28 protein-coding genes and 1 riboswitch are annotated in these 25,156 nt (G+C 55.6%); of the genes, 15 read left to right on the plus strand and 13 right to left on the minus strand.

The features are described from left to right. Nucleotides 1–6: 6 nt before the first annotated feature. Nucleotides 7–1,005, minus strand: a complete 999-nt coding sequence (locus D9A02_RS17455; RefSeq protein ID WP_120502152.1) for a type I glyceraldehyde-3-phosphate dehydrogenase — start codon at nucleotides 1,003–1,005, stop codon at nucleotides 7–9. 96 nt (nucleotides 1,006–1,101) lie between these two features. After that, a complete protein-coding gene (locus D9A02_RS17460) occupies nucleotides 1,102–1,887 on the minus strand; it encodes an SDR family NAD(P)-dependent oxidoreductase (protein WP_120502153.1) in 786 nt (261 codons plus the stop codon). Nucleotides 1,888–1,988: 101 nt separating this feature from the next. Here D9A02_RS17460 and D9A02_RS17465 point away from each other — a divergent pair, with 101 nt between their 5' ends. Continuing rightward, nucleotides 1,989–2,363, plus strand: coding sequence for a diacylglycerol kinase (locus D9A02_RS17465; RefSeq protein WP_301951097.1), 375 nt, complete (start codon nucleotides 1,989–1,991; stop codon nucleotides 2,361–2,363). A gap of 3 nt (nucleotides 2,364–2,366) precedes the next feature. On the opposite strand, the gene D9A02_RS17470 is transcribed toward D9A02_RS17465, so the two are convergent. After that, nucleotides 2,367–3,629, minus strand: coding sequence for a class I SAM-dependent methyltransferase (locus tag D9A02_RS17470; protein ID WP_367946756.1), 1,263 nt, complete (start codon nucleotides 3,627–3,629; stop codon nucleotides 2,367–2,369). Between the two features lie 34 nt (nucleotides 3,630–3,663). Here D9A02_RS17470 and D9A02_RS17475 point away from each other — a divergent pair, with 34 nt between their 5' ends. Genes D9A02_RS17475 through D9A02_RS17490 form a run of 4 tightly spaced genes read left to right on the plus strand, consistent with a single transcriptional unit; the run spans nucleotide 3,664 to nucleotide 7,389 of the window. Next, complete coding sequence (locus D9A02_RS17475) at nucleotides 3,664–4,281, plus strand: flavodoxin family protein (RefSeq protein ID WP_254054666.1); 618 nt, start codon at nucleotides 3,664–3,666, stop codon at nucleotides 4,279–4,281. A 31-nt stretch (nucleotides 4,282–4,312) separates the two neighbouring features. Beyond that, a complete protein-coding gene (locus D9A02_RS17480) occupies nucleotides 4,313–4,651 on the plus strand; it encodes a DUF952 domain-containing protein (protein WP_120502155.1) in 339 nt (112 codons plus the stop codon). Further along, nucleotides 4,648–5,706, plus strand: a complete 1,059-nt coding sequence (locus D9A02_RS17485) for a quinone-dependent dihydroorotate dehydrogenase (RefSeq protein WP_120502156.1) — start codon at nucleotides 4,648–4,650, stop codon at nucleotides 5,704–5,706. Before D9A02_RS17480 ends, D9A02_RS17485 begins: the two co-directional genes overlap by 4 nt. A gap of 51 nt (nucleotides 5,707–5,757) precedes the next feature. Continuing rightward, nucleotides 5,758–7,389, plus strand: coding sequence for a hypothetical protein (locus tag D9A02_RS17490; RefSeq protein ID WP_120502157.1), 1,632 nt, complete (start codon nucleotides 5,758–5,760; stop codon nucleotides 7,387–7,389). Between the two features lie 178 nt (nucleotides 7,390–7,567). On the opposite strand, the gene D9A02_RS17495 is transcribed toward D9A02_RS17490, so the two are convergent. Then, nucleotides 7,568–8,905, minus strand: coding sequence for a hypothetical protein (locus D9A02_RS17495; RefSeq protein WP_120502158.1), 1,338 nt, complete (start codon nucleotides 8,903–8,905; stop codon nucleotides 7,568–7,570). A 236-nt stretch (nucleotides 8,906–9,141) separates the two neighbouring features. Between D9A02_RS17495 and lepA the strand changes: the two genes are divergently transcribed. From lepA to D9A02_RS17520, 5 genes are all read left to right on the plus strand, one after another. Then, the gene (gene lepA, locus D9A02_RS17500) at nucleotides 9,142–10,941 is read left to right on the plus strand and encodes a translation elongation factor 4 (protein ID WP_120502159.1); all 1,800 of its coding nucleotides are present in this window, start codon (nucleotides 9,142–9,144) and stop codon (nucleotides 10,939–10,941) included. Between the two features lie 108 nt (nucleotides 10,942–11,049). Further along, nucleotides 11,050–11,919 (plus strand): DUF2971 domain-containing protein, encoded by an 870-nt coding sequence (locus D9A02_RS17505; RefSeq protein WP_120502160.1) that lies wholly within the window; start codon nucleotides 11,050–11,052, stop codon nucleotides 11,917–11,919. 230 nt (nucleotides 11,920–12,149) lie between these two features. After that, on the plus strand, nucleotides 12,150–12,656 hold the full coding sequence (locus D9A02_RS17510; RefSeq protein WP_120502161.1) for an alkylphosphonate utilization protein: 507 nt from the start codon (nucleotides 12,150–12,152) through the stop codon (nucleotides 12,654–12,656). Between the two features lie 198 nt (nucleotides 12,657–12,854). Continuing rightward, nucleotides 12,855–13,085, plus strand: a complete 231-nt coding sequence (locus D9A02_RS17515; protein ID WP_120502162.1) for a hypothetical protein — start codon at nucleotides 12,855–12,857, stop codon at nucleotides 13,083–13,085. A 216-nt stretch (nucleotides 13,086–13,301) separates the two neighbouring features. Then, nucleotides 13,302–13,529 (plus strand): hypothetical protein, encoded by a 228-nt coding sequence (locus tag D9A02_RS17520; protein WP_120502163.1) that lies wholly within the window; start codon nucleotides 13,302–13,304, stop codon nucleotides 13,527–13,529. Between the two features lie 100 nt (nucleotides 13,530–13,629). On the opposite strand, the gene plsY is transcribed toward D9A02_RS17520, so the two are convergent. The 5 genes from plsY to D9A02_RS17545 all read right to left on the minus strand — a co-directional run bounded on the left by plsY (nucleotide 13,630) and on the right by D9A02_RS17545 (nucleotide 18,019). After that, nucleotides 13,630–14,235, minus strand: a complete 606-nt coding sequence (plsY, locus tag D9A02_RS17525; RefSeq protein ID WP_120502164.1) for a glycerol-3-phosphate 1-O-acyltransferase PlsY — start codon at nucleotides 14,233–14,235, stop codon at nucleotides 13,630–13,632. Then, nucleotides 14,235–15,512 (minus strand): dihydroorotase, encoded by a 1,278-nt coding sequence (gene pyrC, locus D9A02_RS17530; protein ID WP_120502165.1) that lies wholly within the window; start codon nucleotides 15,510–15,512, stop codon nucleotides 14,235–14,237. Before pyrC ends, plsY begins: the two co-directional genes overlap by 1 nt. Before the next feature lie 10 nt (nucleotides 15,513–15,522). Continuing rightward, nucleotides 15,523–16,059 carry a hypothetical protein gene (locus D9A02_RS17535; RefSeq protein ID WP_120502166.1) on the minus strand — a complete coding sequence of 179 codons (537 nt, stop codon included), beginning with the start codon at nucleotides 16,057–16,059 and terminating at the stop codon, nucleotides 15,523–15,525. After that, nucleotides 16,056–17,006: an aspartate carbamoyltransferase catalytic subunit gene (locus D9A02_RS17540; protein WP_120502167.1), complete on the minus strand. Its 951-nt coding sequence runs from the start codon at nucleotides 17,004–17,006 to the stop codon at nucleotides 16,056–16,058. Before D9A02_RS17540 ends, D9A02_RS17535 begins: the two co-directional genes overlap by 4 nt. A 68-nt stretch (nucleotides 17,007–17,074) precedes the next feature. After that, nucleotides 17,075–18,019: a glyoxylate/hydroxypyruvate reductase A gene (locus tag D9A02_RS17545; RefSeq protein ID WP_162933120.1), complete on the minus strand. Its 945-nt coding sequence runs from the start codon at nucleotides 18,017–18,019 to the stop codon at nucleotides 17,075–17,077. 99 nt (nucleotides 18,020–18,118) lie between these two features. Between D9A02_RS17545 and D9A02_RS17550 the strand changes: the two genes are divergently transcribed. The 3 genes from D9A02_RS17550 to moaB are packed head-to-tail and all read left to right on the plus strand — an operon-like array spanning nucleotide 18,119 to nucleotide 20,046. Next, nucleotides 18,119–18,898, plus strand: coding sequence for a uracil-DNA glycosylase family protein (locus tag D9A02_RS17550; protein ID WP_120502169.1), 780 nt, complete (start codon nucleotides 18,119–18,121; stop codon nucleotides 18,896–18,898). Next, a complete protein-coding gene (locus D9A02_RS17555) occupies nucleotides 18,895–19,488 on the plus strand; it encodes a metallophosphoesterase family protein (RefSeq protein WP_120502170.1) in 594 nt (197 codons plus the stop codon). The genes D9A02_RS17550 and D9A02_RS17555 overlap by 4 nt, the downstream gene beginning before the upstream one ends. Nucleotides 19,489–19,503: 15 nt before the next feature. Next, nucleotides 19,504–20,046: a molybdenum cofactor biosynthesis protein B gene (gene moaB / locus D9A02_RS17560; protein WP_120502171.1), complete on the plus strand. Its 543-nt coding sequence runs from the start codon at nucleotides 19,504–19,506 to the stop codon at nucleotides 20,044–20,046. 6 nt (nucleotides 20,047–20,052) lie between these two features. Here moaB and D9A02_RS17565 read toward each other — a convergent pair whose 3' ends face one another. Further along, entirely contained in the window at nucleotides 20,053–20,859 is an 807-nt protein-coding gene (locus tag D9A02_RS17565; RefSeq protein ID WP_254054667.1) for a protein-disulfide reductase DsbD domain-containing protein, read from the minus strand. A 105-nt stretch (nucleotides 20,860–20,964) separates the two neighbouring features. Here D9A02_RS17565 and D9A02_RS17570 point away from each other — a divergent pair, with 105 nt between their 5' ends. Beyond that, nucleotides 20,965–21,555: a YqgE/AlgH family protein gene (locus D9A02_RS17570; protein WP_174232042.1), complete on the plus strand. Its 591-nt coding sequence runs from the start codon at nucleotides 20,965–20,967 to the stop codon at nucleotides 21,553–21,555. 83 nt (nucleotides 21,556–21,638) lie between these two features. Here D9A02_RS17570 and metZ read toward each other — a convergent pair whose 3' ends face one another. Then, nucleotides 21,639–22,820 carry an O-succinylhomoserine sulfhydrylase gene (gene metZ, locus D9A02_RS17575; RefSeq protein WP_120502173.1) on the minus strand — a complete coding sequence of 394 codons (1,182 nt, stop codon included), beginning with the start codon at nucleotides 22,818–22,820 and terminating at the stop codon, nucleotides 21,639–21,641. Nucleotides 22,821–22,879: 59 nt separating this feature from the next. Then, nucleotides 22,880–22,958, minus strand: a riboswitch (SAM riboswitch). Between the two features lie 126 nt (nucleotides 22,959–23,084). On the opposite strand from metZ, the gene D9A02_RS17580 reads away from it, so the two are divergent. Beyond that, nucleotides 23,085–23,795 (plus strand): dimethylsulfonioproprionate lyase family protein, encoded by a 711-nt coding sequence (locus tag D9A02_RS17580; RefSeq protein ID WP_120502174.1) that lies wholly within the window; start codon nucleotides 23,085–23,087, stop codon nucleotides 23,793–23,795. A 46-nt stretch (nucleotides 23,796–23,841) separates the two neighbouring features. Here D9A02_RS17580 and D9A02_RS17585 read toward each other — a convergent pair whose 3' ends face one another. Both D9A02_RS17585 and D9A02_RS17590 read right to left on the minus strand, forming a co-directional pair. Continuing rightward, nucleotides 23,842–24,381 (minus strand): hypothetical protein, encoded by a 540-nt coding sequence (locus tag D9A02_RS17585; RefSeq protein WP_120502175.1) that lies wholly within the window; start codon nucleotides 24,379–24,381, stop codon nucleotides 23,842–23,844. Between the two features lie 165 nt (nucleotides 24,382–24,546). Then, nucleotides 24,547–25,152: an inner membrane-spanning protein YciB gene (locus tag D9A02_RS17590; protein WP_120502176.1), complete on the minus strand. Its 606-nt coding sequence runs from the start codon at nucleotides 25,150–25,152 to the stop codon at nucleotides 24,547–24,549. Nucleotides 25,153–25,156: the final 4 nt, after the last annotated feature.

Genomic DNA, 25,156 nt, shown 5'->3' on the forward strand with positions numbered 1-25,156 from the left:
TAAACATCACCCCCGCCGTGCGATCTTCTCCGCCATGTCCAGCATCCGGCAGGAAAAGCCCCATTCATTGTCATACCAACCAAACACCCGGCACAGCCCGCCGGTGGACACGGATGTTTCGGGCCCACTGATGATCAGGGATTCGGGCCGCGCGCGTAGGTCGGAACTGACCAGCGGCATCTCGATCCAGCCAAACACTGGGCTCGCCGCCGCGGCGGCACGTAGCACTTCGTTCACCGCCCCCTCAGTCACCTTATCGCGTGTTTGCACTGTCAGGTCGATGGCCGACACGCTTGCCGTCGGCACCCGAATGGCTCGCGCTTCAATCCGGCCTTTCAGGTGCGGCAAAACCAGCCCCGTCTGATGCTGCGCGCTTGTGGTTGTCGGCACCATCGACATCGCCGCTGCCCTGCTACGTTCCAGTGCGGCGCGCGGTTTGTCTACCGTCGGCTGGCTGCCGGTATAGCAGTGCACCGTTGTCATCTGCCCACTGATCAGGCCAAAAGCCTCATCCAGCACCCGCGCCAGCGGGGCCAGCGCATTGGTGGTGCAAGACGCGTTTGAAATGATCAGCTCATCGCGCAGCATCTCATCGTTTGCGCCCATCACCAGTGTGATATCGGCCTCGGCAGAGGGCCCAGACACCAACACCGCCTTGGCCCCGGCTTCCAGCCCACGCTCGGCCATTGCGCGTTTGCCGCCCATGCCAGTGCATTCCAGCACCAGATCAATGCCGCTCAGGTCCAGCGCCCGAATGTCACGTTCGGCATGAAACGGAATGCTGTGACCATCGACCACCAGCCGCTGATCCCCCGCCGACACATGCCCCGGCCACGGCCCATACACGCTGTCGTATTGAAACAAATAGGCGCAGGTCTCCAACGGTTCGATCTCGTTGATCAGCACCAGTTCAAACTCTGACCTGTCGCGCATCAAAATGCGCAACAACGTCCGTCCAATACGGCCAAATCCATTGATGGCGATCTTGATCTTGTCTTGGGACATCACGGCCTCCGATGCAAAAGGTCAACAAAGCTGACTGTTGCGCGCCTTGTCAGGATTTCCAAGGGGTGAAATGAAACTTGATCAAATTTTGAACGCCTACCGCGCCCCCAAGGTCGCCCCGCCATCGATCACGATATTCTCCATCGTGATATGCCGCGCCATGTCCGACAGCAGAAACAGCACGATATTGGCCACATCCTGCGGATCGGCCATCCGCCCCAACGGAATGCCCAGCCGCCACAGGTCCGCATCGCCCTTTAGCACCCGGTCCAGACTGCTGGCCGAGGTTTGAAACGATTGCTGCATCGGCGTATCGGTTGAACCGGGCGACACAATATTGCAGCGCACGCCATGTTCGGCCAACTCCAACCCCAGACACTTCATCGCATGTGCCAACCCGGCCTTGGAGGCCGGATAAGCTCCCAGCCCGGTGCGCGGCGTGGTGCCCGAATTCGACCCGATGGTCACAATCGCCCCGGCTTTTTGCGCCGCCATCACCCGTGCCACGATCTGCGTGAACACCAGCGTCGCTGTGAAATTCACCGCAATGGTTTTCGCCAAGGCGTCAGAATCGGTCTCCAGCAGCTTTGACGGCACCAAAATCCCTGCTGCATTTACCAGATAGGCAATCTCGTCATGCTGCTCTTGCGCGGCCTGCACCATTTGCTCTACGGCAGACACATCCCGGATATCCACGCCTGCAATCGTCACCTGATCCTCAGAAACCCCTGCCTCTGCCGCCAGCCCCTCCAGCTTCGACCGGGTGCGCCCGACCGCCAACACGTGACATCCTGCCTGCAGCAACCGAACCGCGATCACCCGGCCAATGCCCTGTCCAGCACCCGTCACCACCGCCAATCCACGCAAGGTGATCTCATTCATGCGGCTCACTCCTGTTTTCCAGAACCGTCCCGGATTGTGTTCGACATGTCAATCACGGCGACATATGCTGCGCTAAACAGGCACAAAACAAAGAGGCGCCCGTGGGTAATCAACCGTTAAAAGGCTTTGCACGCCTGCGCGCAGCCTACGCCAATTCGATGGCCGGGTTTCGCGATATCTGGCACGGAGAGGAAGCTTTTCGTATTGAATTTATCGTTTTCCTGCTCTCGATTCCTATCGCATTTTTGGTGGGGCAAAACGCCATCATGATCGCCCTGCTGATTATCTCGGTTTTGTTGGTGGTGATTGTAGAGATTCTCAACAGTGCGATTGAGGCCGCCATCGACCGGATAGGGCCAGAGCGGCATGAACTGTCGCGCATGGCCAAGGACTACGGATCACTTGCAGTGCTTTTGGCCGCTTTCATCCCCGGCATGTTGTGGGCAGCCGCGCTTTATACAAAATTCTGCAGCTGAACCTCAGGCACTTTGTCGTGCAATCCCGGAATAGAGCAACAACCCCCAACCTGCCAAAACACTCTCAACCTTGCCCCAATTGGCACCAAAGCTGATCGGATCAGCACCCGCCACCACGGCAATCTCATTCAAGTTTCGCTGGCCATTGATGGCCGCGATCAGCGGGGCTGCAGACTTGGGCAGACTCAAGGTGGCCTTCAAACCATCCATCTCCATCGGCAAGGCCTTACCTTGCGCCACCGCCTGTGCCAATTGCTGCGCACGCACGCCCTTAAGCACCGGCACCACGGCACGGTTGCGCCCATTCGCTGGCCCGCGTGCCCCTCCGGTTTTGACGGCATAGCCCGTATGGACTTTGATCGTCCCGTTCAGCTTCTCCGCCATCGCCATTGCCTCAACATCCCCCATACCTTCGGGCCGCTTTGCCACCCGCGACAAGTCATAGAGCGCCTGCGTGACAAAGCCGCTCAGATGCCATCCGGTATTCTCAAATGTCTGCATCAACTGCGTCACATCATAAGATCGATCCTGCGTGTGCAGCAGCAGGTCATAAAACCCTGCCTCGCTGGCCTTATGATCATTCACGTTGATATTTGCCTTGAATGGGTGTCCCTCGGGCAATGCCTCAAATATCCGTTTCCCCTGCCTCAGTCGTTCCTTGGGCGGTAAATCCCCCAATAGTGCCCCAAACGCCTGTTGCAGCGGGTAAACACCCGACCGTCCATAAGGCGCATAGACCATAAAGCCCAAGCCACCACCGGGGGCCAATGCCGCATTCAACGCGCGAAATCCCTCTTCCGGCGCGGGCAGGTGATGCAACACACCGCAACAATCGATGTAATCAAACTCCCCCAGATCTGGCGCATCCAGCAGGCTGCCAGTGACAAAGGTGATATTGCTAAGCTTGCGCACTTTTGCGCGCGCCTCCGCCACCTTACGCGAGGCTTTTGACAGATCCACGTAGGTGATCTCGCAGGGTTTCTTGAACTGCGCCATCATCGTTGCCAACTGGATCAATCCATCACCAGTGCCGCCCCCCGCCACCAACACCCGCAACGGCTTGGACCAATCGCGCATCCCGCCATAGATGAAATGATCAATCTCCTGCGGCAGCGATGGCGATCCGCTGATCAACCGTTTCGCCTCATCCTTAGGGTTCCGTTCAGGGTACGGGTACGCCTCATATTGCTCTTTGACGCTGCTCATCGGGGCCTCTTTGTCATTTGCCTGCAAGATAGGCCGCATCGGCGGCAAAAGAAAAGCCATCGCATATTCTTCTCCTTCGTCTTATCATTAACGGATGGAAGACCACGCACACGCCAACCCTTATGACATGACCCCGCAAGAGCAAGATGCCGATCACGCACCTGAGATTGCGATCACCTATTTTTCCGGCAATGGGCATACCCGTGCCGTTGCCCAAGCCATTGCTGCGGGCGCAGGCATTGGCGCACATATCATCGATGTTGAACACATCACCGATCGGGATTGGGGAATTCTCGACGCGGCAGAGGCAGTGGTTTTCGGCAGTCCCACCTATATGGGCTCAAGTGCCGCCCGCTTTGATCAATTTCTGGAAGAGGCCGCCGACCGCTGGTTGGACCTAGCATGGGCGGACAAAATTGCCGCCGGTTTCACTGTCGCCACCTTCCCCTCAGGCGATAAGCTCAGTACCTTGCAACGCCTTGCCATCTACGCCGCGCAAATGGGCATGATCTGGGTTGGCCAAGCCGAGGTTGGCGCGCCGGTACATCCCGACCGCCCCGGCGTTAACACCGCCGGGTGTTGGCTGGGTCTGGCAGCGACATCCTCGCGCGATAAGGAACAATTGGTCGATACCGACGATCTGGGCACCGCCCGCCGCTTTGGCATCCGTATTGCCATGGCAACCCGGCGCTGGCGACAGCTTCCATCTTGACCCGCCCACCGCATCAGGGCATCAGGCCCACATGCTGATTTACAAGATATTCCGCGCACCCGAATGGGCGCAATTGCAGGCCGAGAGCCAGACCCGGGGTGCCCCCATCGATCTGGCCGATGGCTACATCCATTTCTCAACGGCCGAACAAGCGTCAGAGACTGCCGCCAAACACTTCGCCGGGGAAACAGAGCTCACACTGCTCGCCCTCGAAGCGGATAACTTGGGCGACGCCTTGAAATGGGAACCCTCCCGTGGTGGGGCGCTTTTCCCACACCTCTTTCGCGATCTAAAGATTGACGATGTACTCTGGGCCAAATCGCTCCCTTTTGAAAACGGCACCCACATCTTTCCGGATGATATGACATGAAACTGATCGAACGCCTCGGCGTCTCCGCCCTGCACCGCTTTGATCCGGAAGCCGCCCATGGCCTTGCCCTGCGCGCCTTACGCAGCGGTCTGGCGCCACTCTCCGGCCCCGTCACATCCCCCCGCCTGAAAACCGATCTCGCTGGCATGACACTCCCCAACCCTGTTGGCCTCGCCGCCGGGTTCGACAAAAACGCGCAAGCGCTTGCCCCCCTGTCCCGCGCAGGTTTTGGCTTTATCGAAGTCGGTGCCATCACCCCGCGCCCGCAACCCGGCAACCCAAAACCACGCCTGTTTCGTCTGACCAAAGATCAAGGCGTGATCAACCGCTTTGGCTTCAACAACGACGGAATGGTGGCCGCTGAACGCTTGCTCTCCCAGCGCCCACAAGACGCCGTCATCGGCCTCAACCTCGGGGCCAACAAGGATAGCACCGACCGTGCCGATGATTTCGCGCGTGTGCTGGCCCATTGCGGTCAGCATCTGGACTTTGCCACCGTCAACGTCTCCTCGCCCAACACCGAAAAACTGCGCGATCTGCAAGGCGCCGCCGCCCTGACTGCGCTTCTTAAGGGCGTGATGGAGGCCCGCAATACCCTGCCAAAGGCGATCCCGATCTTCCTCAAGATCGCGCCAGACCTGAATCACGACGAACTGGCTGAAATCGCCGAGGTCGCCACCACGGCAAACCTTTCCGGCATCATCGCCACCAACACCACGTTGTCACGCGACGGCTTGCAAAGCGCCGACAAAGACCAAGCCGGTGGCCTCTCTGGCCAGCCGCTTTTCGAAAAATCCACCCGCGTGCTGGCGCAGCTCTCAAAACTCACCGACGGAGAAATCCCCCTTGTCGGCGTCGGTGGTATTGGCAGCGCCGAACAGGCCTATGCCAAGATCCGCGCCGGGGCCAGCGCTGTACAGCTCTACTCGGCCATGGTGTACAAAGGTCTCTCGCTGGCAGGGGACATCGCCAAGGGGCTGGATCAGCTGCTCGCGCGCGATGGGTTCACCACTGTGGACGAGGCCATCGGCACCGGGCGCGACGATTGGCTCTGACCGAAAATACCCCTATATGCATGAGGCATAAGAACAAAACACAGGGCTGGCATGCAGGTATTGGGCAAAATCGCCACATGGTTTGATGACATCTTCATCGACCTGATCCGCCAATTGCGCTGGTCTTATGTCCCGCCTCTGATGGTCTATTTCGCCTATGGTTTGGCCACCATCAGCGGCATCACTGGCACCTTCTTTGTCAAAGAATACCTTGATCTGTCAGCCGCTTACCTAGCCGGCCTTGGTTTTTGGGCGGGCATCCCATGGGCGCTGAAAATGCCCCTTGGACATCTGGTCGATATCCTGTGGCGGCACAAGGCGTGGCTCTTATGGCTGGGCGCAGCCCTCACCGCGCTGAGCTTCTTCATCATGTACCTAGTGCTGACCGCCCCCGAGATGATGAGCGCCATCGCCCCGCTCAAATCATGGTTCATCGCCAGCACCATCATCGCGCCGTCTGGCCTTGTGCTGCAAGACGCCGTCGCCGATGCCATGTCGGTCGAGGCGGTGCCGCGCACCGATGACACCGGCACGCCAATCGACCACGACACCTCGCGCATGATGCACACCACCATGCAAACACTGGGCCGGTTTGCGCTGATCTTCGGCACGGTCGTCGTCGCCGTCGTAAACATCACCATGTTCGCCGGGATCGAGGCGCTGGATCAGGCGCAGAAATCCACTGTCTACGCCAATATCTACCTGATCGGGCTGGTCATCCCGCTGATCTCAGTCTCGGGTATCCTGATCGCCGCCGGGCAACGCCGCAGCCGCCGTAAACGCATGCAATTACAAGGCCTGAGCGCGCAAGCCATCACCGCCGCACTTGATACGCCCGATGAGCCCACCACCCCAAACCCGTGGTATTTCATCGGCGGGGCGGGTTTTGTCGCCATCACCCTGATCGTCGGTCTGGGGCAGGTCCCCTACGGGCAGGAAATCATATTCCTCGGCTCGCTCATCATCGTCTCGCTCTTGATGCGGCAACTGCTGACAGTCCTGCCCGTGGCCCAAGCCCGCGCGCTTGTCGGCACCGCGCTGATCCTCTTTGTGTTCCGCGCCACACCCCGCCCCGGCGACGGGCAAACATGGTTCAGCATTGATATCCTCGGCTTTGACCAGCAATTTCTGTCGCTGCTGTCGTTTATCACCTCGGCGCTGACCCTCGTGGGTCTCGTCATTCTGCGCCCGCTGATGGCCAGCCGCTCGGTCACCGCCATCGTGGCGATCCTGACCGTCGCCGCTGGCATCCTGTCGCTGCCCAATATCGGGTTGTATTATGGCATCCAGAACTGGACCGCCGCCCTCACCGGTGGCGTGGTTGATGCGCGTTTCATCGCCATTCTCGACACGGCGGTGGAATCGCCCTTAGGCCAAGTCGCCGTCATCCCCATGCTGGCGTGGATTGCCCGCAACGCACCCGCCAATCTCAAGGCGACCTTCTTTGCCGTCATGGCCTCCTTCACCAATCTGGCGCTTTCGGCCAGCGCCCTGTTGACCAAATACCTCAACGAGATTTTCATCGTCACGCGCGAGGTCACAGACAACACGGGAGCCGTCACCACCGCCGCCGACTACAGCCAGCTCGGCATCCTCCTGATCGTCGTCACCCTGATCACCGTCGGCGCGCCGCTCCTGACCATCGCCCTCATCCAAAACTCCCGCCTCAGAACCGGCGACTGAGGCCTCTACCTCTCGAAAAGGGCAGCGCCCGACCCTGGGTGGGCGCAGTATTCCCATTGTAATCCACACACCCTCTCCCAATTCGCCAAGCACTCAATCACCCGCAATCGTCGCAAAAGCGCCCTCCCATGGGGAGGGTCGGGCGCTGCCCGGTGTTCCACCGGGCGGGACGTCTCAATTATAGAAATGCAATTCCCAATCCAACGAGGGCTGCAACCGTCGTTAGGATGCGTGCCCCTTTATAGCCCGCGCTACCATCTATTTTGTGGATCACTTCTGCTGCTTTCAAATGCAATGCAATCTTAGCCACACGAGAGAATATCCGCGTGGTTTCATCCGCCCCCGGCAAGGGCGGTGCCCCACTGGGCAAAGGCAACGTCGCATCATTGATCAACTGCGGAATGTCATGCTGCCATTCTTCCGCCAGCTCTGGCTCAGAGATCGCAACCAACATCGGCAGCGCCTCTTCCAGTTGCTCCTTCGCACCCTCCGGTAATTCGCGAATGGCTTGCTCGGATAAGATCTTACGGTTCTCCGCCACCTCCGGATGGGTTGCCCGGATCGCCCGCGCACCCTCTTCCAATGCGTCCTGTAAGGCGAGGTTTTCCTCGCTTGGCGGCAATTCATCATTCAGAATTTGCCGTGTTAGCCCTTTGTGAACGCCAACAAACCCCATTTCGATTTGCTGTGGGTTGTTGCCGTATTTGGTAAATACCCGGCACAATACCCGCACTTCGCGCGCATTATCATGCAATCCGTTCGAGGCGCTGGCCAAGACATCCTCAAGCGCGTCTTCGACCTGCGCCAGCGTCGCGCCCAACAGATCTGGCTTCGCGACTTCTATCGGAGTGGTGAAGAACTTTGCTGTTTCAGGATTGAACTCAACCTTCTCAGCCTGCGGCACCTTCTCCAGCAAATACTCCGCCCGGATCCGCTCAATCTCCTTGGCCACCGCCTCTGGCCCCGCCTCCCAGATTGGATCTGCAATCAACGCCACCCGCCGCTGCAACTCCCAATCCATCGGGTGGCCATCCAAAAAACCCTGATACCACTCACGCCAAAAGGACCAATGCTCATGCTTTGAAAAATACTTCAGCAAAAGAAACATAGAATTGTCTGGGGAAGTTATCGGTAAGCCCCGATAATCAGCTTCGTCCATCCATTTGAGAAATTCTTCGCGACGATAATGTCCCGCTAACAAATCCCAGCTGGTTGTGCGTGCGATTTCTCCAAATTCTTTTTTTGAAACTCCGTCATAATCAACGCCGCTAGATAGAGATTCCAGTAAAAAAACCAGAGTATCCCCGATACCGAAAAAGTCTCGATTTTCTAAGGCAGCCAAATATTCACCGCGCTCATATACTGAGCCATCTACCGTGGCTTTGGCAAAGCTACTGGCTATTCCAACATTGTCATCCTGTATCAGAGATTGCTGCAAAAAGAGCGATGCGTTTGTAAGGGCCGCAGCCAAAGGCGAAGAAGATGGCACGCCTTGCAAACCAGAATGTGTGGTCAATATTGTCCTTAAAAGCGCTAGAGTGGTGACTTGGGTCAGTACTAACTGTCCGTAGCGCTCATAACTGCAATAAGGCCCGGAAAGGGAAAAGGCATAAAATACACGCTCCCAAATTACTCTCTTGCTTCCCAACGAGACGCGTTCATTGTCTTGAGTCTCTTTTTTCGCATCTATAGTGCGACTGCCTGCATTGCTCACCTTGACCAACCCTCAAAACCCTTCCATATCCCCCTACCATGACACCGCTCTCACATATCCGCAATTTCTCGATCGTGGCGCACATCGACCACGGGAAATCCACGCTGGCCGACCGGCTCATTCAGTCCACCAATACGGTGGCGGATCGGGACATGAAGGCGCAGCTTCTGGACACGATGGATATCGAGCGCGAGCGCGGCATCACCATCAAGGCCAACACCGTGCGCATCGATTTCAAAGCGCAGGATGGCGAGGATTATGTTCTCAACCTGATCGACACCCCCGGTCACGTCGATTTCGCCTACGAGGTCTCCCGCTCCATGCGTGCGGTCGAAGGCTCATTACTGGTCGTTGACAGCACGCAGGGCGTTGAGGCGCAGACACTGGCCAACGTCTATCAGGCGATCAATGCCGATCATGAGCTGATCCCGGTTCTGAACAAAATCGACCTGCCTGCGTCAGACTGTGACCGCGTCGCAGAACAGATCGAGGATGTCATCGGCATCGACGCCTCAGGCGCCATCGCTGTGTCCGCCAAAACCGGTGTCGGCATTCAGGAAACGCTGGAATCCATCGTTCAGAACCTGCCCGCCCCCACCGGCGACGCAGATGCACCATTGAAAGCCATGCTCGTCGACAGCTGGTACGATTCCTATCTTGGCGTTGTTGTTCTGGTTCGGATCATGGATGGCGTCCTGAAAAAGGGCGACAAGATCCGCATGATGCAGACCGACGCCACCTACGGCGTTGACCGCATCGGTGTGTTCCGCCCACAGATGCAAAACATCGACGCGCTTGGCCCCGGCGAGATCGGCTTTATCACCGCCTCGATCAAACAAGTCCGCGATACCAAAGTCGGTGATACCATCACGCACGAGAAAAAGGGCACCACAGAACCCCTGCCCGGCTTTGCCCCCTCGCAACCCGTGGTCTTCTGTGGCCTCTTCCCCGTCGATAGCGCCGAATTCGAAGACATGCGCGACGCCATCGAAAAGCTCGCCCTCAATGATGCCTCCTTCAGCTATGAGATGGAAACCTCCGCCGCCCTCGGCTTTGGCTTCCGCTGTGGCTTCTTGGGCCTCTTGCACCTTGAGGTGATCCGCGACCGGATCGAGCGCGAATATGATATCGAACTGATCACCACCGCGCCCAGCGTGATCTACCACGTCTACGCAAAAGACGGCACCCAGACCGACCTGCATAACCCCGCCGACATGCCCGACATGACCTATGTCGACCATATCGAGGAACCGCGCATCAAGGCGACCATTCTGGTGCCCGACGAATACCTCGGCGATGTGCTCAAACTCTGCCAGGACCGCCGCGGCATCCAGATGGACCTGACCTATGCCGGCTCCCGCGCCATGGCCGTCTATGACCTGCCCCTGAACGAGGTGGTGTTTGACTTCTACGACCGCCTGAAATCCGTGACCAAAGGCTACGCCAGCTTTGATTACCAGCTCGAAGGCTACCGCGAGGATAATCTTGTTAAGATGTCGATCCTGGTGAATGACGAGCCGGTCGATGCCCTGTCGATGATGGTCCACCGTGACCGGGCCGAGACACGCGGGCGTGTGATGTGCGAAAAGCTCAAAGAACTGATCCCGCGCCACATGTTCAAAATCCCGATCCAAGCGGCCATCGGCGGCAAGGTCATCGCGCGCGAAACATTGTCAGCCATGCGCAAGGACGTGACCGCGAAATGCTACGGCGGCGACGCCACCCGGAAACGCAAACTGCTGGACAAACAAAAAGCCGGTAAGAAAAAGATGCGTCAGTTCGGGAAAGTTGATATCCCGCAGGAGGCGTTTATTTCGGCGTTGAAGATGGATAATTGAAGCTTTTCGGTTTTGAACCAAATCCGCGTAGCCGTTCAATCGACCATTCGTATTTGCATACGAAACGGAAACATACATAAGATATTATTTATAAAAACTTGTTGAAAAATGACCCTGAATAAAAACAACGAATTTCCTGAGTTTCTCTATAGGTATCGTTCAGATTCAACTCCATTTGTTTGCGACGAGTTAAAGGAAGCAATTAACTCTAGGCGTATATATTTTTCATCATTAGTAGGTCAGAATGATCCATTCGATTGCAATCCGAGTTTCAAGCAGAGCTCTGCTATCGAGATAGTTGAGTATTTTAAAAAATTTAGACCCGGCAAACTCATCATCGAAGAGGCAACGGCTGCAAGGTTGTACCCGAATAACTCAACGCCAGCTCAGAGGCGAAATATTCGAAAGTCATTTCGCCCTACGATAGCTAATGTTCAGAGGGTCATGAACACCGGAGCAAATCTTATGGATGAGCAAAGGCGAAAAGCATTTATTTGCTGTTTTTCCGAGAGCTGGGACAACCCTCTTATGTGGAGCCATTACTCTAATTCACATCAAGGCTACTGCATAAAATATCGATTCAAGCAGGACCTGATACGCAAGTACGATGATCATGTTCCACTAGATGTTCAATACTCTTCTGAGCGCCCAAAACTTACAATACTCGACCTTTTGAAATTTGCTGATGAGCAAAAAACTGTGTCGGAAGGTTATAATCCCACCGATGTTTTGCACGCAATTGCATATCAAAAACCCGAAGAGTGGGAGTATGAAAAAGAGTGGCGCGTACACTCCACAGGTGATCCGACTCCAGGTTATAAGACCATAATGGCATTGGAACCCGTTGAAATCATATTGGGCGCCAACTCCGACGAACGAGTTCCTGAAGTTATTCGACAGAGAGTGAATTCAAGTATTTCTATCTCGAAGGTTTATTTAGACGCGCATCGCTATTCGCTTCTCCGACACAGCGTATAAATGCACAAAGGCCCGTGCCGTGCACGGGCAGCGCCCGACCGCCCCCATGGGCGGGCGCTTCGCTTCCGCCCGCGGTCTGGCTCTGCCCTTCGGTTTGTTAGATGAAAATGGCATTGTCGAATAAACACCGTAGAGTGGGTGCAACCCACCATTCCCCCACTCTCCACTATCCCCCACCACACATTCCCCCTATACCCCGGCCAAACCTGTTGAACACCGGAGCCCCCCTCATGTCCTGCGCCCTTTGCTCGGCTGATGCCCCTCTCACCGCTCACCCCGTCCCCGGCGGGCCGGACGGCGCGGTGGTCAACCTTTGCGCCACGTGCCTGCGCGCGCTGGACGGCGACAACGTCAATCACTGGCGCTGCCTCGCCTCCTCTATGTGGTCCGAGGATCCGGCAACGCAGGTGATGGCCGCACGCCTCCTCAACCACCTCTCCGATCACGACTGGGCGCGCGATCTGTCCGATCAGCTCTGGCTCGATGACGACATGCGCGCATGGGTGGATAACGTCGCTGTCGCCACCGCCCACAAAGACAGCAACGGCACGCCACTGGCACAAGGCGACACCGTGGTGCTGATCAAGGACCTGCCGGTCAAGGGCGCGGGCTTCACCGCCAAACGTGGCACCGCAGTGCGCAGTATCTCACTGGTGCAGGATAATCCCGAACACATCGAGGGCCGGGTTGAGGGGCAGCGCATCGTCATCCTGACGCAGTTTGTTAAAAAGAAGTAAACGTTTCGGCACACCCAACGACGCGCCCCAAGCCATTTGCGTACATAATCCGCGTACAACCTGTACAGGCTGTACACAAATCTCATGCCCTCACGCGTGCTAACTGAAACGCGATCAGGGTTGATCGCCCCAAGCCTTCTTTCCCACCCTAAACGCCCCACATTTGGATCAGACGAACACAACATAAGGATCTGATCCATGACCCGTACCAATATTTTCAAAACCGCCGCTCTGTCTTTGGCTGCTGCCACCACCCTTGCCGTCTCGGCCACCGCCCAAGGCGGCCCGGATCCCAGCGAGCGTCAACCCCTGCGCGCCTTCAAGGAAGCCCCTGCGCAGACCGTCACCAAGGCGCAAACCAACATCCAGACGCGCGACGGACAACAGGCGCGGATTTCCCCAGCACTGGTGGAACGTCGCGACCGTTAAGCCGCTAAAAACATTACAAACTCCCCCCATCGGGTGGGCCTCAGGGCCTGCCCGTTTTGCATTCTCGGTGACCTTCAGCAGCATATGTTTCAACCTCTCACAAACCCTCTCACGGCCCCTCACTGAAATGCGATTACGGTTGATCGACCCAAGGGTTTAAACGCCCAGATTGCGCCCCACATCATAGTCATGAACAACACAGAAAGGACTTGATCCATGAAACGTCCAAACCTTATCAAAACCGCCGCTCTGACTGTGGCAGCCCTTGCAACCATCGCCTCAGCACCGGCCTTTGCCCAGCCTGACCCAAGCGAGCGCCAGCCGCTACGCAACTTTCAGGAAGCCTCGGACAATACCGTAACCAAAGCGCAGGTCAACGTGCAGTCCTCAACCACACAAGACGAGCGGATCACCCGCGCCCGTGACGCGCGCATCGGCCGTTAACAACTGGCAAATTCTGGCGGGGGCTAAACAGCACCCGTCAGTTAAGCTATTAATATCTATATATATTAACGCACATCAAAAGCCACAAAGAACGCAAGCATCACGTCTTGCCTATCTTGGGTTCGGTCCCGGCCTTGATCCGTTTGATGTTGTCCGCATGCCGGTAATAAATCAGCAATGTCAGCAACAGAGCCAGCACCGCCATCGCACCATGCCCCAGCAAGATCGCCCATATTGTCGAACTTGCCGCAGCAGCGATCGCCGCCAATGATGAAATACGCGAGGTCGCCGCAGTGGCAAGCCATGTTAGGCAACAGGCAATTCCCACAGGCCATGCCAGCGCCAACAGCAACCCCAGAAACGTCGCCACGCCTTTGCCCCCGCGAAAGCCCAGCCAGACCGGATAGCAATGCCCGATCATCGCCATCAGGGCCGCAATCTGTGCGGCATCTTCCCCCGCACAGGCGCGCGCCAGCAATACCGCCAGAGCCCCCTTACCGCCATCCAATATCAAGGTTCCTGCAGCAGCAGCTTTGTTGCCAGTGCGCAAAACGTTCGTGGCCCCGATGTTGCCCGACCCGATGTCACGCAAGTTCCCCAGCCCCATCACACGGGTCAGCACCATACCAAAAGGAATGGATCCCAACAGATAACCAATAACGGCCCATAGGGTCAGGATGGTTGTCGCGCTTTCAATCGGGGGCATCAGGTCGCCTCGTAAATGCGTTCACCGGCAACGTAAGTGGCCAGAACCTGACCTTGCATTCGTGCCTCATCAAACGGGGTATTCTTGGATTTTGAGCGCAGCTTGCTACGATCCATTACAAATGGCTGATCTGGGTCAAACAGGATCACATCCGCTGCCGCCCCTTCCGTCAGACAACCAGACGACAGACCAAGGCGTTTGGCAGGGTTCAGGGCCATCGCCTTGAACAACTGCGGCAAGCTCAGATCACCCGAATGATACAGCCGCAACGCCGCCGGAAGAAGTGTTTCCAGCCCAACGGCACCGCTGGCCGCCTCTTCAAACGGCAGGCGTTTGCTTTCTTCGTCCTGCGGCGTGTGCATCGAGCAGATTACATCGATCAACCCATCGCGCACGGCAGCAATAATCGCCTGCCGGTCATCCTCGGACCGCAACGGCGGCTTGATCTTGAAAAACGTCCGATAGTTAGCAACATCCAATTCGTTCAGCGTCAAATGATGAATCGACACGCCTGCGGTGATATCCAAGCCGTTGCGTTTGGCGCGTTCCAATGCGGGCAAAGCACGGGCCGTAGTAATCTGATCGCCGTGATAGCGCACGCCCGTCATCTCGATCAGGGCAATATCGCGATCAAGCCCCATACGTTCGGCCATCGGTGACACCGCTGGCAGACCTTTGAGCGAGGCAAATTTACCCGATGTCGCCGCCGCACCTGCAGACAAGATCGGCTCTTGTGGGTGACACATCACCAACGCATCCAAAGAACGCGCATAGCTAAACGCCCGGCTCAGCACCTTGGTATCGCGCACCACATGGTCGCAATCGGTAAACGCCACTGCGCCTGCGTCACGCAGAAAGCCAATCTCAGTCATCTCACGGCCTTCACGACCTTTGGTCAGTGCCGCCATGGACAGGACATTCACCGGCGCATCTTCGTTGGCACGGCGTGAGACAAATTCAAGCGTTTCAGGGTTATCAATTGTCGGGGACGTGTCAGGGCGGGTCACAATCGTTGTTACGCCACCTGCGGCAGCTGCTGCCCCGGCAGAGCGGTAGGATTCTTTGTGACGTTCACCCGGTTCACAAACCTTTACGCCGATATCGACTATCCCCGGAGCTAGGCATTTACCCCTGCAGTCCACAATCTGGTCAGCCTCTGGCAGGTCTGAACCAGTGCCCGTCGCGCGGATTGTACCCCCGTCAATCAAAAGCCAGCCGTTGCTGTCGGTACCCGCTTCGGGGTCGATCAACCGTGCGTTCTTAAAAAGGATGGTCATATGTGTCCTCTCATCCCGCTATCTTAATGAACACCCAGACAAACAGGGCCAGAAAAATCAAAACTACTGTCGCCACGCGCCCCTGAATGGCTGCGTTCGATGCGGTTTTTTTCACCGCGACCGGGGCCACACCTTGCGCGCTTTTATCAGGAAGCGGCTCAAACGTGACGTTTGCACTTTCCTCAGCGTAGGTTCCGACCCAACGCAAGGGTACCTTGGGTGTCAGTGTCTGGACCGTCTGCTCGAACGCTTTGGATAGGATCACCAATATATGACCCTCCAACGCATCCAGACGGACACGCTCTGCCGCAAAGTCCTGTTTCGCGATGCCCAGCCCTTCAGCCATATATCCGGCCAACCCCAGTCCGGTCAGGTCGCTCACTGCGAATACTTCGACGTAGTCAGTATTCAGTTGAGTTGCCCCGAGAGCGCGTTGAACTTTTTGCAAGTCGTCTGAAAACGCCTCAACCTGATCCGCAGGCAGGTCAATCTGGAACAAGCGGACCAACCCAACCTCATCTGCACTGATCTCAAACCGGTCGCTCACGCCATGACCTCCGGTGACTTGGTGCGGCGGTTGCGGGCCAGCAGTTCCATCGCGGCCATGCGCACGGCAACACCCATTTCGACCTGTTCTTGAATAACACTGCGGTTAATATCATCGGCCAGCTCGCCATCGATTTCCACGCCCCGGTTCATCGGGCCGGGATGCATGACGATCGCGTCGTCTTTGGCGTGGCTGAGCTTGGCAAAATCAAGGCCATAGCGGTGGTAATATTCACGCTCAGACGGGATAAATCCACCATCCATCCGCTCTTTCTGAAGGCGTAGCATCATCACCACATCGACGTCTTTCAAACCCTCGGCCATGTCGTCGTAAACTTCGACCCCAAAAGCCCCAATCTCAGACGGCATCAAGGTTGGTGGACCAATCAGGCGAATGCGGTTTTCCATCTTACCGAGCAGCATAATATTGGACCGCGCCACCCGCGAATGCGCGATGTCACCACAAATCGCAATATTCAGGCGATGTAGACGCCCCTTGGCGCGGCGAATGGTCAGCGCATCCAGCAGCGCTTGCGTCGGATGTTCGTGCCGCCCATCACCTGCATTTAGCACGGCACAGTTCACCTTTTGCGCCAGCAGATCGACCGCACCAGAATGCGGGTGTCGCACCACCAAAAGATCAGGATGCATCGCATTCAGCGTCATCGCCGTATCAATCAAGGTCTCGCCCTTTTTGATCGAACTGGCTTGCATCGCCATGTTCATCACATCGGCGCCCAGACGCTTACCTGCCAGCTCGAAACTGGCCTGCGTCCGGGTCGAATTTTCAAAGAACATGTTGACCTGCGTCAAACCCGCCAACACATTGCTGTGCTTCAGATCACGCCGGTTCAGTTCAACATACTGATCGGCCAGATCCAGAATTGCGGTAATATCCGAAGGTGCAAGGGGTTCGATCCCCAGAAGATGGGAATGTGAAAAGGTCATCCGCCGCTCCTAATCGGTTTCGCCCGCTTATAGGGGGCGAAGGCCAAGAGGGGCAAGAGGGTCTGCACTTAATAACCCGTAGCCCGGTCAACCAATCCAGCGGGGGCTTTGCCATCTTCGAACCGTCGGATCCCCTCAGCAATGAAACGGGCAATCTCCTCTGGCTCCCCATCGCCAGCCACATGTGGCGTCACAAAAATACGTTCATGCGCCCAAAACGGGTGATTGCGGGGTAGTGGTTCAGTCGCGAAAGTATCCAGCACTGCGGCAGCAGGATGGCCAGTATCGAGGGCCACAATCAAATCATCCTCATTCAGGTGCGCACCCCGTCCCAAGTTAATAACGATGGAATCGTCCCGCATCATGCTGAAGAAATCTGCATTCAAAACGCCCTGCGTTTCGTCTGTTAGCGGCAATAGGTTAACAACGGCGCGTGATTCTCTGGCAATTTCATTCAGCCCGGCCTGTCCGTTTACAACAATTGTGCCATCCTCAGTCGACCGTGGTGTTCGGGCCAAAACCTTGACCGGATAACCCAACAACCGTAACGCGCTTGCCAGCCTGGATCCGATATTGCCAAATCCAAGGATCCCGACAGGAAATGAGGACGGCGGCGTACGGTTAATGACGTTCCAGTTCGCGTCCTTTTGCTGCGACACATAGGTCTGCATCTGCCGTTGCCAGTTTACGATATGCCACAGCGCAAAGCCCGAAATCATCTGCCCCTGCTCTGCTGCGATCACCCGCGTGACCGCAACGTGATCCGGCAGGCTTGGATTGCTCAGCACGGCATCAACCCCAGCGCCCCCGCCCGACACCAGTTCCAGATTGGGGTAAGGTGTAAAATCTTCGGGGCCCGGCGAAAAAGCCAACGCATGGCGAATGCTCAGCGGGTCTTTGACCTCATCGGGAAACTTCAATTTGACCCATGGTGCATGTTTTGCCAAACCACGCCCATAAAAGCCCTTCATGTCATAGTGCTGACACAGGCATACGACTTCGATATCATCCATTCTCACGGCCTCTTTCAGGGTGATACTTTTGCGTTCGGGCACGCAGCCCGTTGCGTTTGACTGTTTCACTCATTGACGTGAAAGGCTAGCCTATCCCTCATGGATTCGGCACTTGAATATCATACGGCAAAGGCCCTGCTGGAATGGCAGGTTGAACTTGGCGCGACCGAGGCGATTTGTGACGCGCCAATCAATCGCTATGAAGCACCAGAAAAACCCAAACCCCGCAAGGCAGCCGCACAACCAGCGCCCGCCGTGGCAACATCCGACATTGATCCGGTTACTGATGCGCGGCGCGCGGCAAAAGCCGCCACGTCCCTGCCCGCATTGCAAGAGGCCCTTGCCAACTATCCGCATTGTGATCTGAAACGCGGTGCCCGCAACACCGTCTTCGCCGATGGCAACCCGGCCGCGCGCCTGATGCTGGTGGGCGAGGCCCCGGGGCGTGATGAGGACCAACAAGGCAAACCCTTTGTTGGCCGGGCTGGACAACTGCTCGACAAAATGCTGGCGGCTATTGGCCTGTCACGAACATCAGATGATCCGGCGCAGTCCGCCTATATCACCAATGTCCTACCGTGGCGCCCCCCACAAAACCGCGATCCCAAGCCCGAAGAAATCGCCATGCTGCTGCCCTTTGTGGAGCGGCATGTCGAGCTGGCAAACCCCGATGTGATTGTTCTGGTCGGCAATATCAGTTGTCAGGCGGCACTGGGACGACGCGGCATCACCCGACTGCGCGGGCAGTGGACACAAGCCTATGGCAAACCGGCTCTGCCTATGTTTCACCCCGCCTATCTGCTGCGCAACCCGCATGCCAAGCGCGAGGCATGGGCCGATTTGCTAGAGCTCAAAGCCCGCCTCAAAGGTGACGCATGAAGGTCCTCGCTTTTTCTGACCTTCACCATTCCAGATCACATGCGCAAGAACTGGTCGCAGCCAGCAAAGACGCTGATCTGGTGATCGGCGCCGGCGACTTTTGCAACATGCGACAGGGTTTGCCAGAGGCGCTGGCGCTGCTCTCTGGCATCACCGCTCCGATCATCGCTGTGCCCGGAAATGGCGAAAGCGCAGATGAACTAACTGTTGCTACCCTTCCCAACATGCAGGTGCTGCACGGGACAGGTATCAATATCGATGGTTTGCAGATCTTTGGCCTTGGTTACGGTGTCCCGCAAACGCCTTTCGGAGACTGGTCCTGCGACCTGAGCGAAGATCAAGCACGTGGCTACTTGGATCAGTGCGAACAGGCCGATATTCTGGTGCTACACTCCCCACCAAATGGCATTGCCGATCAGACATCCATGGGCCAATCCGTGGGGTCTATCGCGATTTATGAGGCAATCGAACGCCTCCAACCCAAACTTGCCGTTTGTGGCCATATCCATGACAGTTGGGGCCAGACTGGTATGATCGGCGCCACAAAGGTAGTGAACCTCGGCCCATCCCCCAATTGGTTTGACTTTTAATCTGCAGGACATCCCATGAGCCGCATAGACGAGAACAAAGACTTTATTCCCGTACGCATCGCCATTCTGACAGTCAGCGATACGCGCGACCTGAGCGATGATCGTTCTGGCGACACGTTGGTCGCAAGGGTACAAAATGCCGGGCATATTTTGGCAGATCGCGCAATCTCTCGTGATGATCGCGCGGCGATTGCCAGTCAGCTTAGATCATGGATCGCAAATCCTGACATTGATGTGGTGATTTCGACAGGCGGCACTGGTTTGACCGGCCGCGACGTCACGGTTGAGGCCCACCGCGATGTTTATGAAAAAGAAATCGATGCCTTTGGTACCGTCTTCACCATTGTGTCGATGAATAAAATCGGCACCAGCGCCGTACAATCACGCGCCACCGGCGGCGTGGCTGGCGGCACCTATCTCTTTGCTTTGCCGGGCAGCCCTGGCGCTTGCAAAGACGCTTGGGATGAAATCCTGTCGAATCAGCTGGATTTCCGACATCGACCCTGCAATTTCGTGGAAATCATGCCCCGTCTGGACGAACATCTGAAACGCAAGTAACAGGCATCAGCCTGCCGGGCAGCCCTGAATATCTACGGTAGATTTTCCACCAATCACCGTGATCCGCAGGTCAGAGCGGTTGAGCGCAAAGGGTCGGCTGTCTGCATGATAAAGCGTGGTTTCGGCATAAAGCGTCTGACCTCTTCGCATCGTCTCAGCTTGTGCGACCCAAATTTTAGGATCACCAGCCTCAATCGCGACAAACTCTGATTTCCCTTTGCGTGGAAGGGTAATTTTTGCGTTGAGCTTGATGCCATTTTGTACCGGTGTCACCTGACACGACACGTGCGAAACGCCAGCTTCGCGCGCTGAATAGGGTTGTTCGGCTAATGCCGCCACGATCCGCGGATCACGTTTGCCGGCCTGTTGCGGCAGCTCTTGCGAAACTTTCAAGCTAACCGGCACGCAAATATCCTGACATACGCCGATCTCTATCTTTCCATCTAAAGAGATTGCTTTTCCCGCTCTTTTTGGGGTGATCTTCAGCGGCAACACCAGAACATTTTTATAGCCCAAGCTTTGCAACCCGCTTTGATTGAAAACGATAGGCGCAGGCCACACCACCTCGACCCCAGCCAAATTTTGCGACCCTTGCCAGTTAAATCGTGGTGGAATGCCGGCATCACCCGGCGCACGCCAATAGGTTTTCCAACCATCTTTCAGGGTCAACTGCAAAGCAGAGGTATGCTGACCGTTTGTCCCACGCCATCCGGGCAAAATACGGGCATCAACAATATCATCCGCAGGCCCAGCCAACGCCAGCATGGGCAGCAAGGAGCACAACGCAACGCAAAGGGAAAACACAAATCTCATCATGTCTCTTACTTGGGGTATCTGAAGTGAAATGCCAACTCACATTCCAGCGATAAGCGTGTCATTGCCCTTGCACTTTTGGAGCAAGAGACCCATCATTGTAACATGAGCAGAAACCCCGAAAACCCAACGGAAAGTGAAATTAACCTTAGTGGTCAAGTCCTTATAGCGATGCCCGGCATGGCAGATCCAAGGTTTGCACAATCGGTTGTCTTTATGTGTGCCCATTCTGAGGATGGCGCCATGGGTTTGGTTATCAACAAACCAACTGATGAACTAAGACTTAACGATCTGTTGGAGCAGCTCGAGATCAAAATCGGGCCAGACACCCGCGAAACGCCAGTGCATTTTGGCGGACCGGTGGAACATGGTCGGGGCTTTGTTCTGCACGAACATGGCTATCATTCTGCAATTTCCACGCTGGATGTGAACAAGCAGTTCGCGATGACCGCCACCCTTGATATTTTAGAAGACTTTGCCGATGGCCGGGGCCCTGAACGTGCCATTCTGGCGCTCGGCTATGCCGGCTGGGGTCCGGGACAACTGGAATCTGAGATTGCCGAAAATGGCTGGCTGACTGCCGAGGCAGATCAGGCACTGGTATTTGAAACCGCGGATTCTGATAAATGGGAAGCAGCGCTTAGCAAACTCGGGGTCAACGCATTGACCCTTTCCGCTGATGCCGGACATGCTTGAAATCACAATTTGAGCAGTCAAATATGCCCCGTTCAATCCGCTGTACAGGGCACAATTTTGTCTCAAGAGCAGTTCTAAACAGGTTAAACTTTGCTCAAAGCATTCAGGATGTCTTTAATCAGGTCATCCGTATCTTCGATCCCGACCGACATGCGAATCAGACCCGGAGTAATACCAAGCGAGGCTTTCTGTTCATCTGACAAACGCTGGTGTGTGGTCGTCGCCGGATGGGTCGCAATTGATTTGGCATCGCCCAGATTGTTAGAAATCACAACAATCTCAAGCGCATTCAGAAAACGGAACGCCGCTTCTTGCCCGCCTTTGAGATCAAGCGAAACCACTGTGCCGCCTTTGGTCATCTGCTCAATCACCAGATCATGCTGCGCATGGCTGGGATGCCCCGGATAAATCGCCCGCTGCAATTTGTCGTGACCTTGCACCGCCTCAGCAATCGCCAGAGCCGTGGTCGCCTGCGCGCGTACCCGCAGATCAATGGTTTCCATGCCCTTAAGCATGATCCATGCCGTGAAAGGCGACATCGATCCGCCAGTGTGTTTCATGTAGGGTTCAATCGTGCCACGAATAAACTCGCGCGTGCCCAGAATAACGCCACCCAAAGCACGGCCCTGGCCATCAATGTGCTTGGTCGCGGAATAAATCACCACATCTGCGCCCTGCTCGACTGCGCGCGAAAACACCGGCGTGGCAAAGACGTTATCAATCACCACCTGTGCGCCAACTGCATGGGCCAGTTCAGACACTGCTCGGATATCGACGATTTCCAGCGTTGGGTTGGCCACGGATTCAAAGAACACCAGTTTGGTGTCTGGCCGGATCGCGGCCTCCCACTGTGCCAGATCAGTGCCATCAACAAAGGACACTTCGACCCCAAAACGGGTCAGGATCTCTTCGAGAACATAAAGACATGAGCCAAACAACGCCCGCGCCGCAACCACATGATCACCAGACCGCAGCATCGCCGTCAACGCACCACTCACCGCGGCCATTCCGCTAGCCGTCGCAAAAGCGTCTTCTGTGCCTTCAAGCGCGGCAATACGCTCTTCGAACATCGCTACGGTCGGGTTGCCGTAACGGGCATAAATAAACTCATCAGGACCAGAGTTCAGAAACCGGGCCTCGGCATCCTCAGCCGTGTCATAGACAAACCCTTGGGTTAGAAAGATCGCTTCGCTGACCTCATTATACTGGCTTCGTCGGCTGCCCGCGTGCACCAGCTTGGTGCGTGTATTCCATTCGTTCGTCATCTTCATCCTCCAGGGCGCGCTTGGCCCATGAAAAAACCCCCAACGCGATCAAGCGAAAGGGGGCTTTCATCCTGACCTATTTAGCGGTGTAGTTTAACGTGGCCCGCAATCTGGTAACAAATCGCCACGCCGGTGATTTATCTTGCGCGGAAAGACACGTCAAGAGTGTCCGAAATTGCGTTAGAGCTGAAAAGTCAGAAAAGATGCTTGGCGGCGATGCGCAGTTCGTTGAGTATTCAAGTAACTATGCACTGAGACGCTTATTTGGGAGCATCTGAAGAGTTGGAACACAACATTAGTGACACCGCCGTTCTAGATCTTTTCCTTGAAGTCAAAGCCAGCCTCGCATTGGCATGCAAAAAAGACCCACGCACCAATGAAATGTTGAATGTACTTCATTCTGTGGGGCATTCAGGGACAGAGGCAAACGATGTTACGGGATACATCCCCGCACACGGTGATCTTCTGGATTGTGCAATTTCCAACTTAACTGATCGGAAATTCTTCAAACTGAAAACAGCCTTAACCGTTGCAAAGCACAAGTTGCACTGGCGCGTTGATGATGGTGGGTTTTATGCCAAAGGCGCAGACGTTGGACAGGGATACAAGACCGGCAATATGCATACCCTGCTGGTTGGCCCAAAGAATAGCTTATTTCACGCGGACGATTTTTTACTCGGCTTCTTTCTTTTGGCTCCAAATACGTTGTACCGCGATCACAAACATTTGGCCCCCGAGGTCTACATGCCGTTGACCGGACCAAGCGGTTGGAGGTTCGGATCTGGTGACTGGCAAGACCACGCAGCCGGAAGCGTAATTTACAATGCGCCCAACGTTGTTCACGCCACGCGAGTTTACGCCGTTCCATTCCTGTCAGTCTTTGTCTGGGCGCAAGACATCAACGCACCTTGCAGTGTTGTCTTCGCTGATGATTGGGAAAAGATTGAGGCCGCATTACACAATTCCTCGAAATAGAACAGATAACAATTCCGATTGTGCAGATCAGCGGCTGCTAGCTCTGTCAACCTCGGTTGGCCTCATCATTTGGCAGGACCAACAAAACTGCGAACCAATAAAACCCGTGCATCAGAATCGCCAGCAAGGGCATGACCGTGATCCACACGACCAATGACTCAGAGGCGATCAAGATTTCGTTCACAGTGATCACTATCGCCAGAACCAAAGCGTTGATCCGCAAAAGGCTGACGCGTTTGATCTCTCGCCCGAAACGGAAGCCTGCTGGTACAACACGGTCTAACAAGGCCTGTTCACGCCGAATGCCCAAGAGCATCACAATCAGAATGAAGAGACAAATCCCGCTGAGCACGCGTTGCGTAAACAACGGATCATTCAACCATATCTGCAAGCCGCTTAGAGCTATGACAATGATAACGGGCCAGCGCAGCATATGCGGTTTGCCCGCTTGGATTGAGTTAAGGCTGGCAGCGGCAGTCGGCAGGTTTCGCCAAACCATGTAGCCCTGCGCCGTTACAACCGAAATCACAAAAATGGCGGCTTCATCTATCGGAAACTGATGCAATCCGACCCAGAGAATCAGCATAACCACCAATGGCAAAATATTCCCCGGATTTATCGGAGGAATAGAAGAAATGGCGTACCACAAACGATAGGACAGGCTACTGGTCATTGGCGTAGGTTAAAAAGCAATTGCGTCAAAAGACTGGCAATCCAGTAACTTTTCCCAGCACGCAAAAAACTGTGTAGTTTATTCAGTGCTATTTTCTTCAATTCCGTGATCTTTGAATAGTTTACCTTGTGTCATGAAGAACACAAAAATTGCCGCGGTCAGACCAAAAGTTTTGAAATAGACCCAGGTTTCTTCAGTCTGAGTGCGCCAAATCAGTTCATTGAGGATGGCCAGAGCAAAGAAAAATCCCATCATCCGGCGTGTCAAAATCATCCAACCCTCGTCGGTCAGAGGCATCAGCCCGTCCATCGCATATTGCAAATAGGATTTGCCACGCATCAGCCCCAATGCCAATGCACCGCCAAACAGCACATAGATGATCGTTGGTTTCATCTTGAAAAACTTCGGATCATTGAACCAGACACTAAGCCCGCCAAAGACCACAATCAGCACGGCTGTGATGATCTGCATTTTCGATAAATGCCCCGTCAACTTCCACAGCGCAGCCATCGACAGTAGGAAAATCGGGATAAAGCCCGCTGTCACAACGATAAAGCCCAGATACTCAGTGCCGCCAATGGTAAACACCTGATCCTTTAGCTTAAGGTAAGCCACGAAGAACAGAAGGAGCGGACCAAACTCTAATGCGGGCTTTAGCCATTTGGGGGAATTGGTGTCACTCATCTGT

The sequence above is a fragment of the Roseovarius sp. EL26 genome (genome assembly GCF_900327775.1).
Lineage (GTDB): Bacteria > Pseudomonadota > Alphaproteobacteria > Rhodobacterales > Rhodobacteraceae > Roseovarius.

Bases quoted from the DNA above. Each gene is read 5' to 3' on its own strand.
- D9A02_RS17455 (WP_120502152.1), bottom strand. From the start codon at position 1,005: ATGTCCCAAGACAAGATCAAGATCGCCATCAATGGATTTGGCCGTATT.
- D9A02_RS17460 (WP_120502153.1), bottom strand. From the start codon at position 1,887: ATGAATGAGATCACCTTGCGTGGATTGGCGGTGGTGACGGGTGCTGGA.
- D9A02_RS17470 (WP_367946756.1), bottom strand. From the start codon at position 3,629: ATGGCTTTTCTTTTGCCGCCGATGCGGCCTATCTTGCAGGCAAATGAC.
- D9A02_RS17475 (WP_254054666.1), top strand. From the start codon at position 3,664: ATGGAAGACCACGCACACGCCAACCCTTATGACATGACCCCGCAAGAG.
- D9A02_RS17480 (WP_120502155.1), top strand. From the start codon at position 4,313: ATGCTGATTTACAAGATATTCCGCGCACCCGAATGGGCGCAATTGCAG.
- D9A02_RS17485 (WP_120502156.1), top strand. From the start codon at position 4,648: ATGAAACTGATCGAACGCCTCGGCGTCTCCGCCCTGCACCGCTTTGAT.
- D9A02_RS17490 (WP_120502157.1), top strand. From the start codon at position 5,758: ATGCAGGTATTGGGCAAAATCGCCACATGGTTTGATGACATCTTCATC.
- lepA (WP_120502159.1), top strand. From the start codon at position 9,142: ATGACACCGCTCTCACATATCCGCAATTTCTCGATCGTGGCGCACATC.
- D9A02_RS17505 (WP_120502160.1), top strand. From the start codon at position 11,050: ATGACCCTGAATAAAAACAACGAATTTCCTGAGTTTCTCTATAGGTAT.
- D9A02_RS17510 (WP_120502161.1), top strand. From the start codon at position 12,150: ATGTCCTGCGCCCTTTGCTCGGCTGATGCCCCTCTCACCGCTCACCCC.
- D9A02_RS17515 (WP_120502162.1), top strand. From the start codon at position 12,855: ATGACCCGTACCAATATTTTCAAAACCGCCGCTCTGTCTTTGGCTGCT.
- D9A02_RS17520 (WP_120502163.1), top strand. From the start codon at position 13,302: ATGAAACGTCCAAACCTTATCAAAACCGCCGCTCTGACTGTGGCAGCC.
- plsY (WP_120502164.1), bottom strand. From the start codon at position 14,235: ATGCCCCCGATTGAAAGCGCGACAACCATCCTGACCCTATGGGCCGTT.
- pyrC (WP_120502165.1), bottom strand. From the start codon at position 15,512: ATGACCATCCTTTTTAAGAACGCACGGTTGATCGACCCCGAAGCGGGT.
- D9A02_RS17540 (WP_120502167.1), bottom strand. From the start codon at position 17,006: ATGACCTTTTCACATTCCCATCTTCTGGGGATCGAACCCCTTGCACCT.
- D9A02_RS17545 (WP_162933120.1), bottom strand. From the start codon at position 18,019: ATGGATGATATCGAAGTCGTATGCCTGTGTCAGCACTATGACATGAAG.
- D9A02_RS17550 (WP_120502169.1), top strand. From the start codon at position 18,119: ATGGATTCGGCACTTGAATATCATACGGCAAAGGCCCTGCTGGAATGG.
- D9A02_RS17555 (WP_120502170.1), top strand. From the start codon at position 18,895: ATGAAGGTCCTCGCTTTTTCTGACCTTCACCATTCCAGATCACATGCG.
- moaB (WP_120502171.1), top strand. From the start codon at position 19,504: ATGAGCCGCATAGACGAGAACAAAGACTTTATTCCCGTACGCATCGCC.
- D9A02_RS17565 (WP_254054667.1), bottom strand. From the start codon at position 20,859: ATGAGATTTGTGTTTTCCCTTTGCGTTGCGTTGTGCTCCTTGCTGCCC.
- D9A02_RS17570 (WP_174232042.1), top strand. From the start codon at position 20,965: ATGAGCAGAAACCCCGAAAACCCAACGGAAAGTGAAATTAACCTTAGT.
- metZ (WP_120502173.1), bottom strand. From the start codon at position 22,820: ATGACGAACGAATGGAATACACGCACCAAGCTGGTGCACGCGGGCAGC.
- D9A02_RS17585 (WP_120502175.1), bottom strand. From the start codon at position 24,381: ATGCTGATTCTCTGGGTCGGATTGCATCAGTTTCCGATAGATGAAGCC.
- D9A02_RS17590 (WP_120502176.1), bottom strand. From the start codon at position 25,152: ATGAGTGACACCAATTCCCCCAAATGGCTAAAGCCCGCATTAGAGTTT.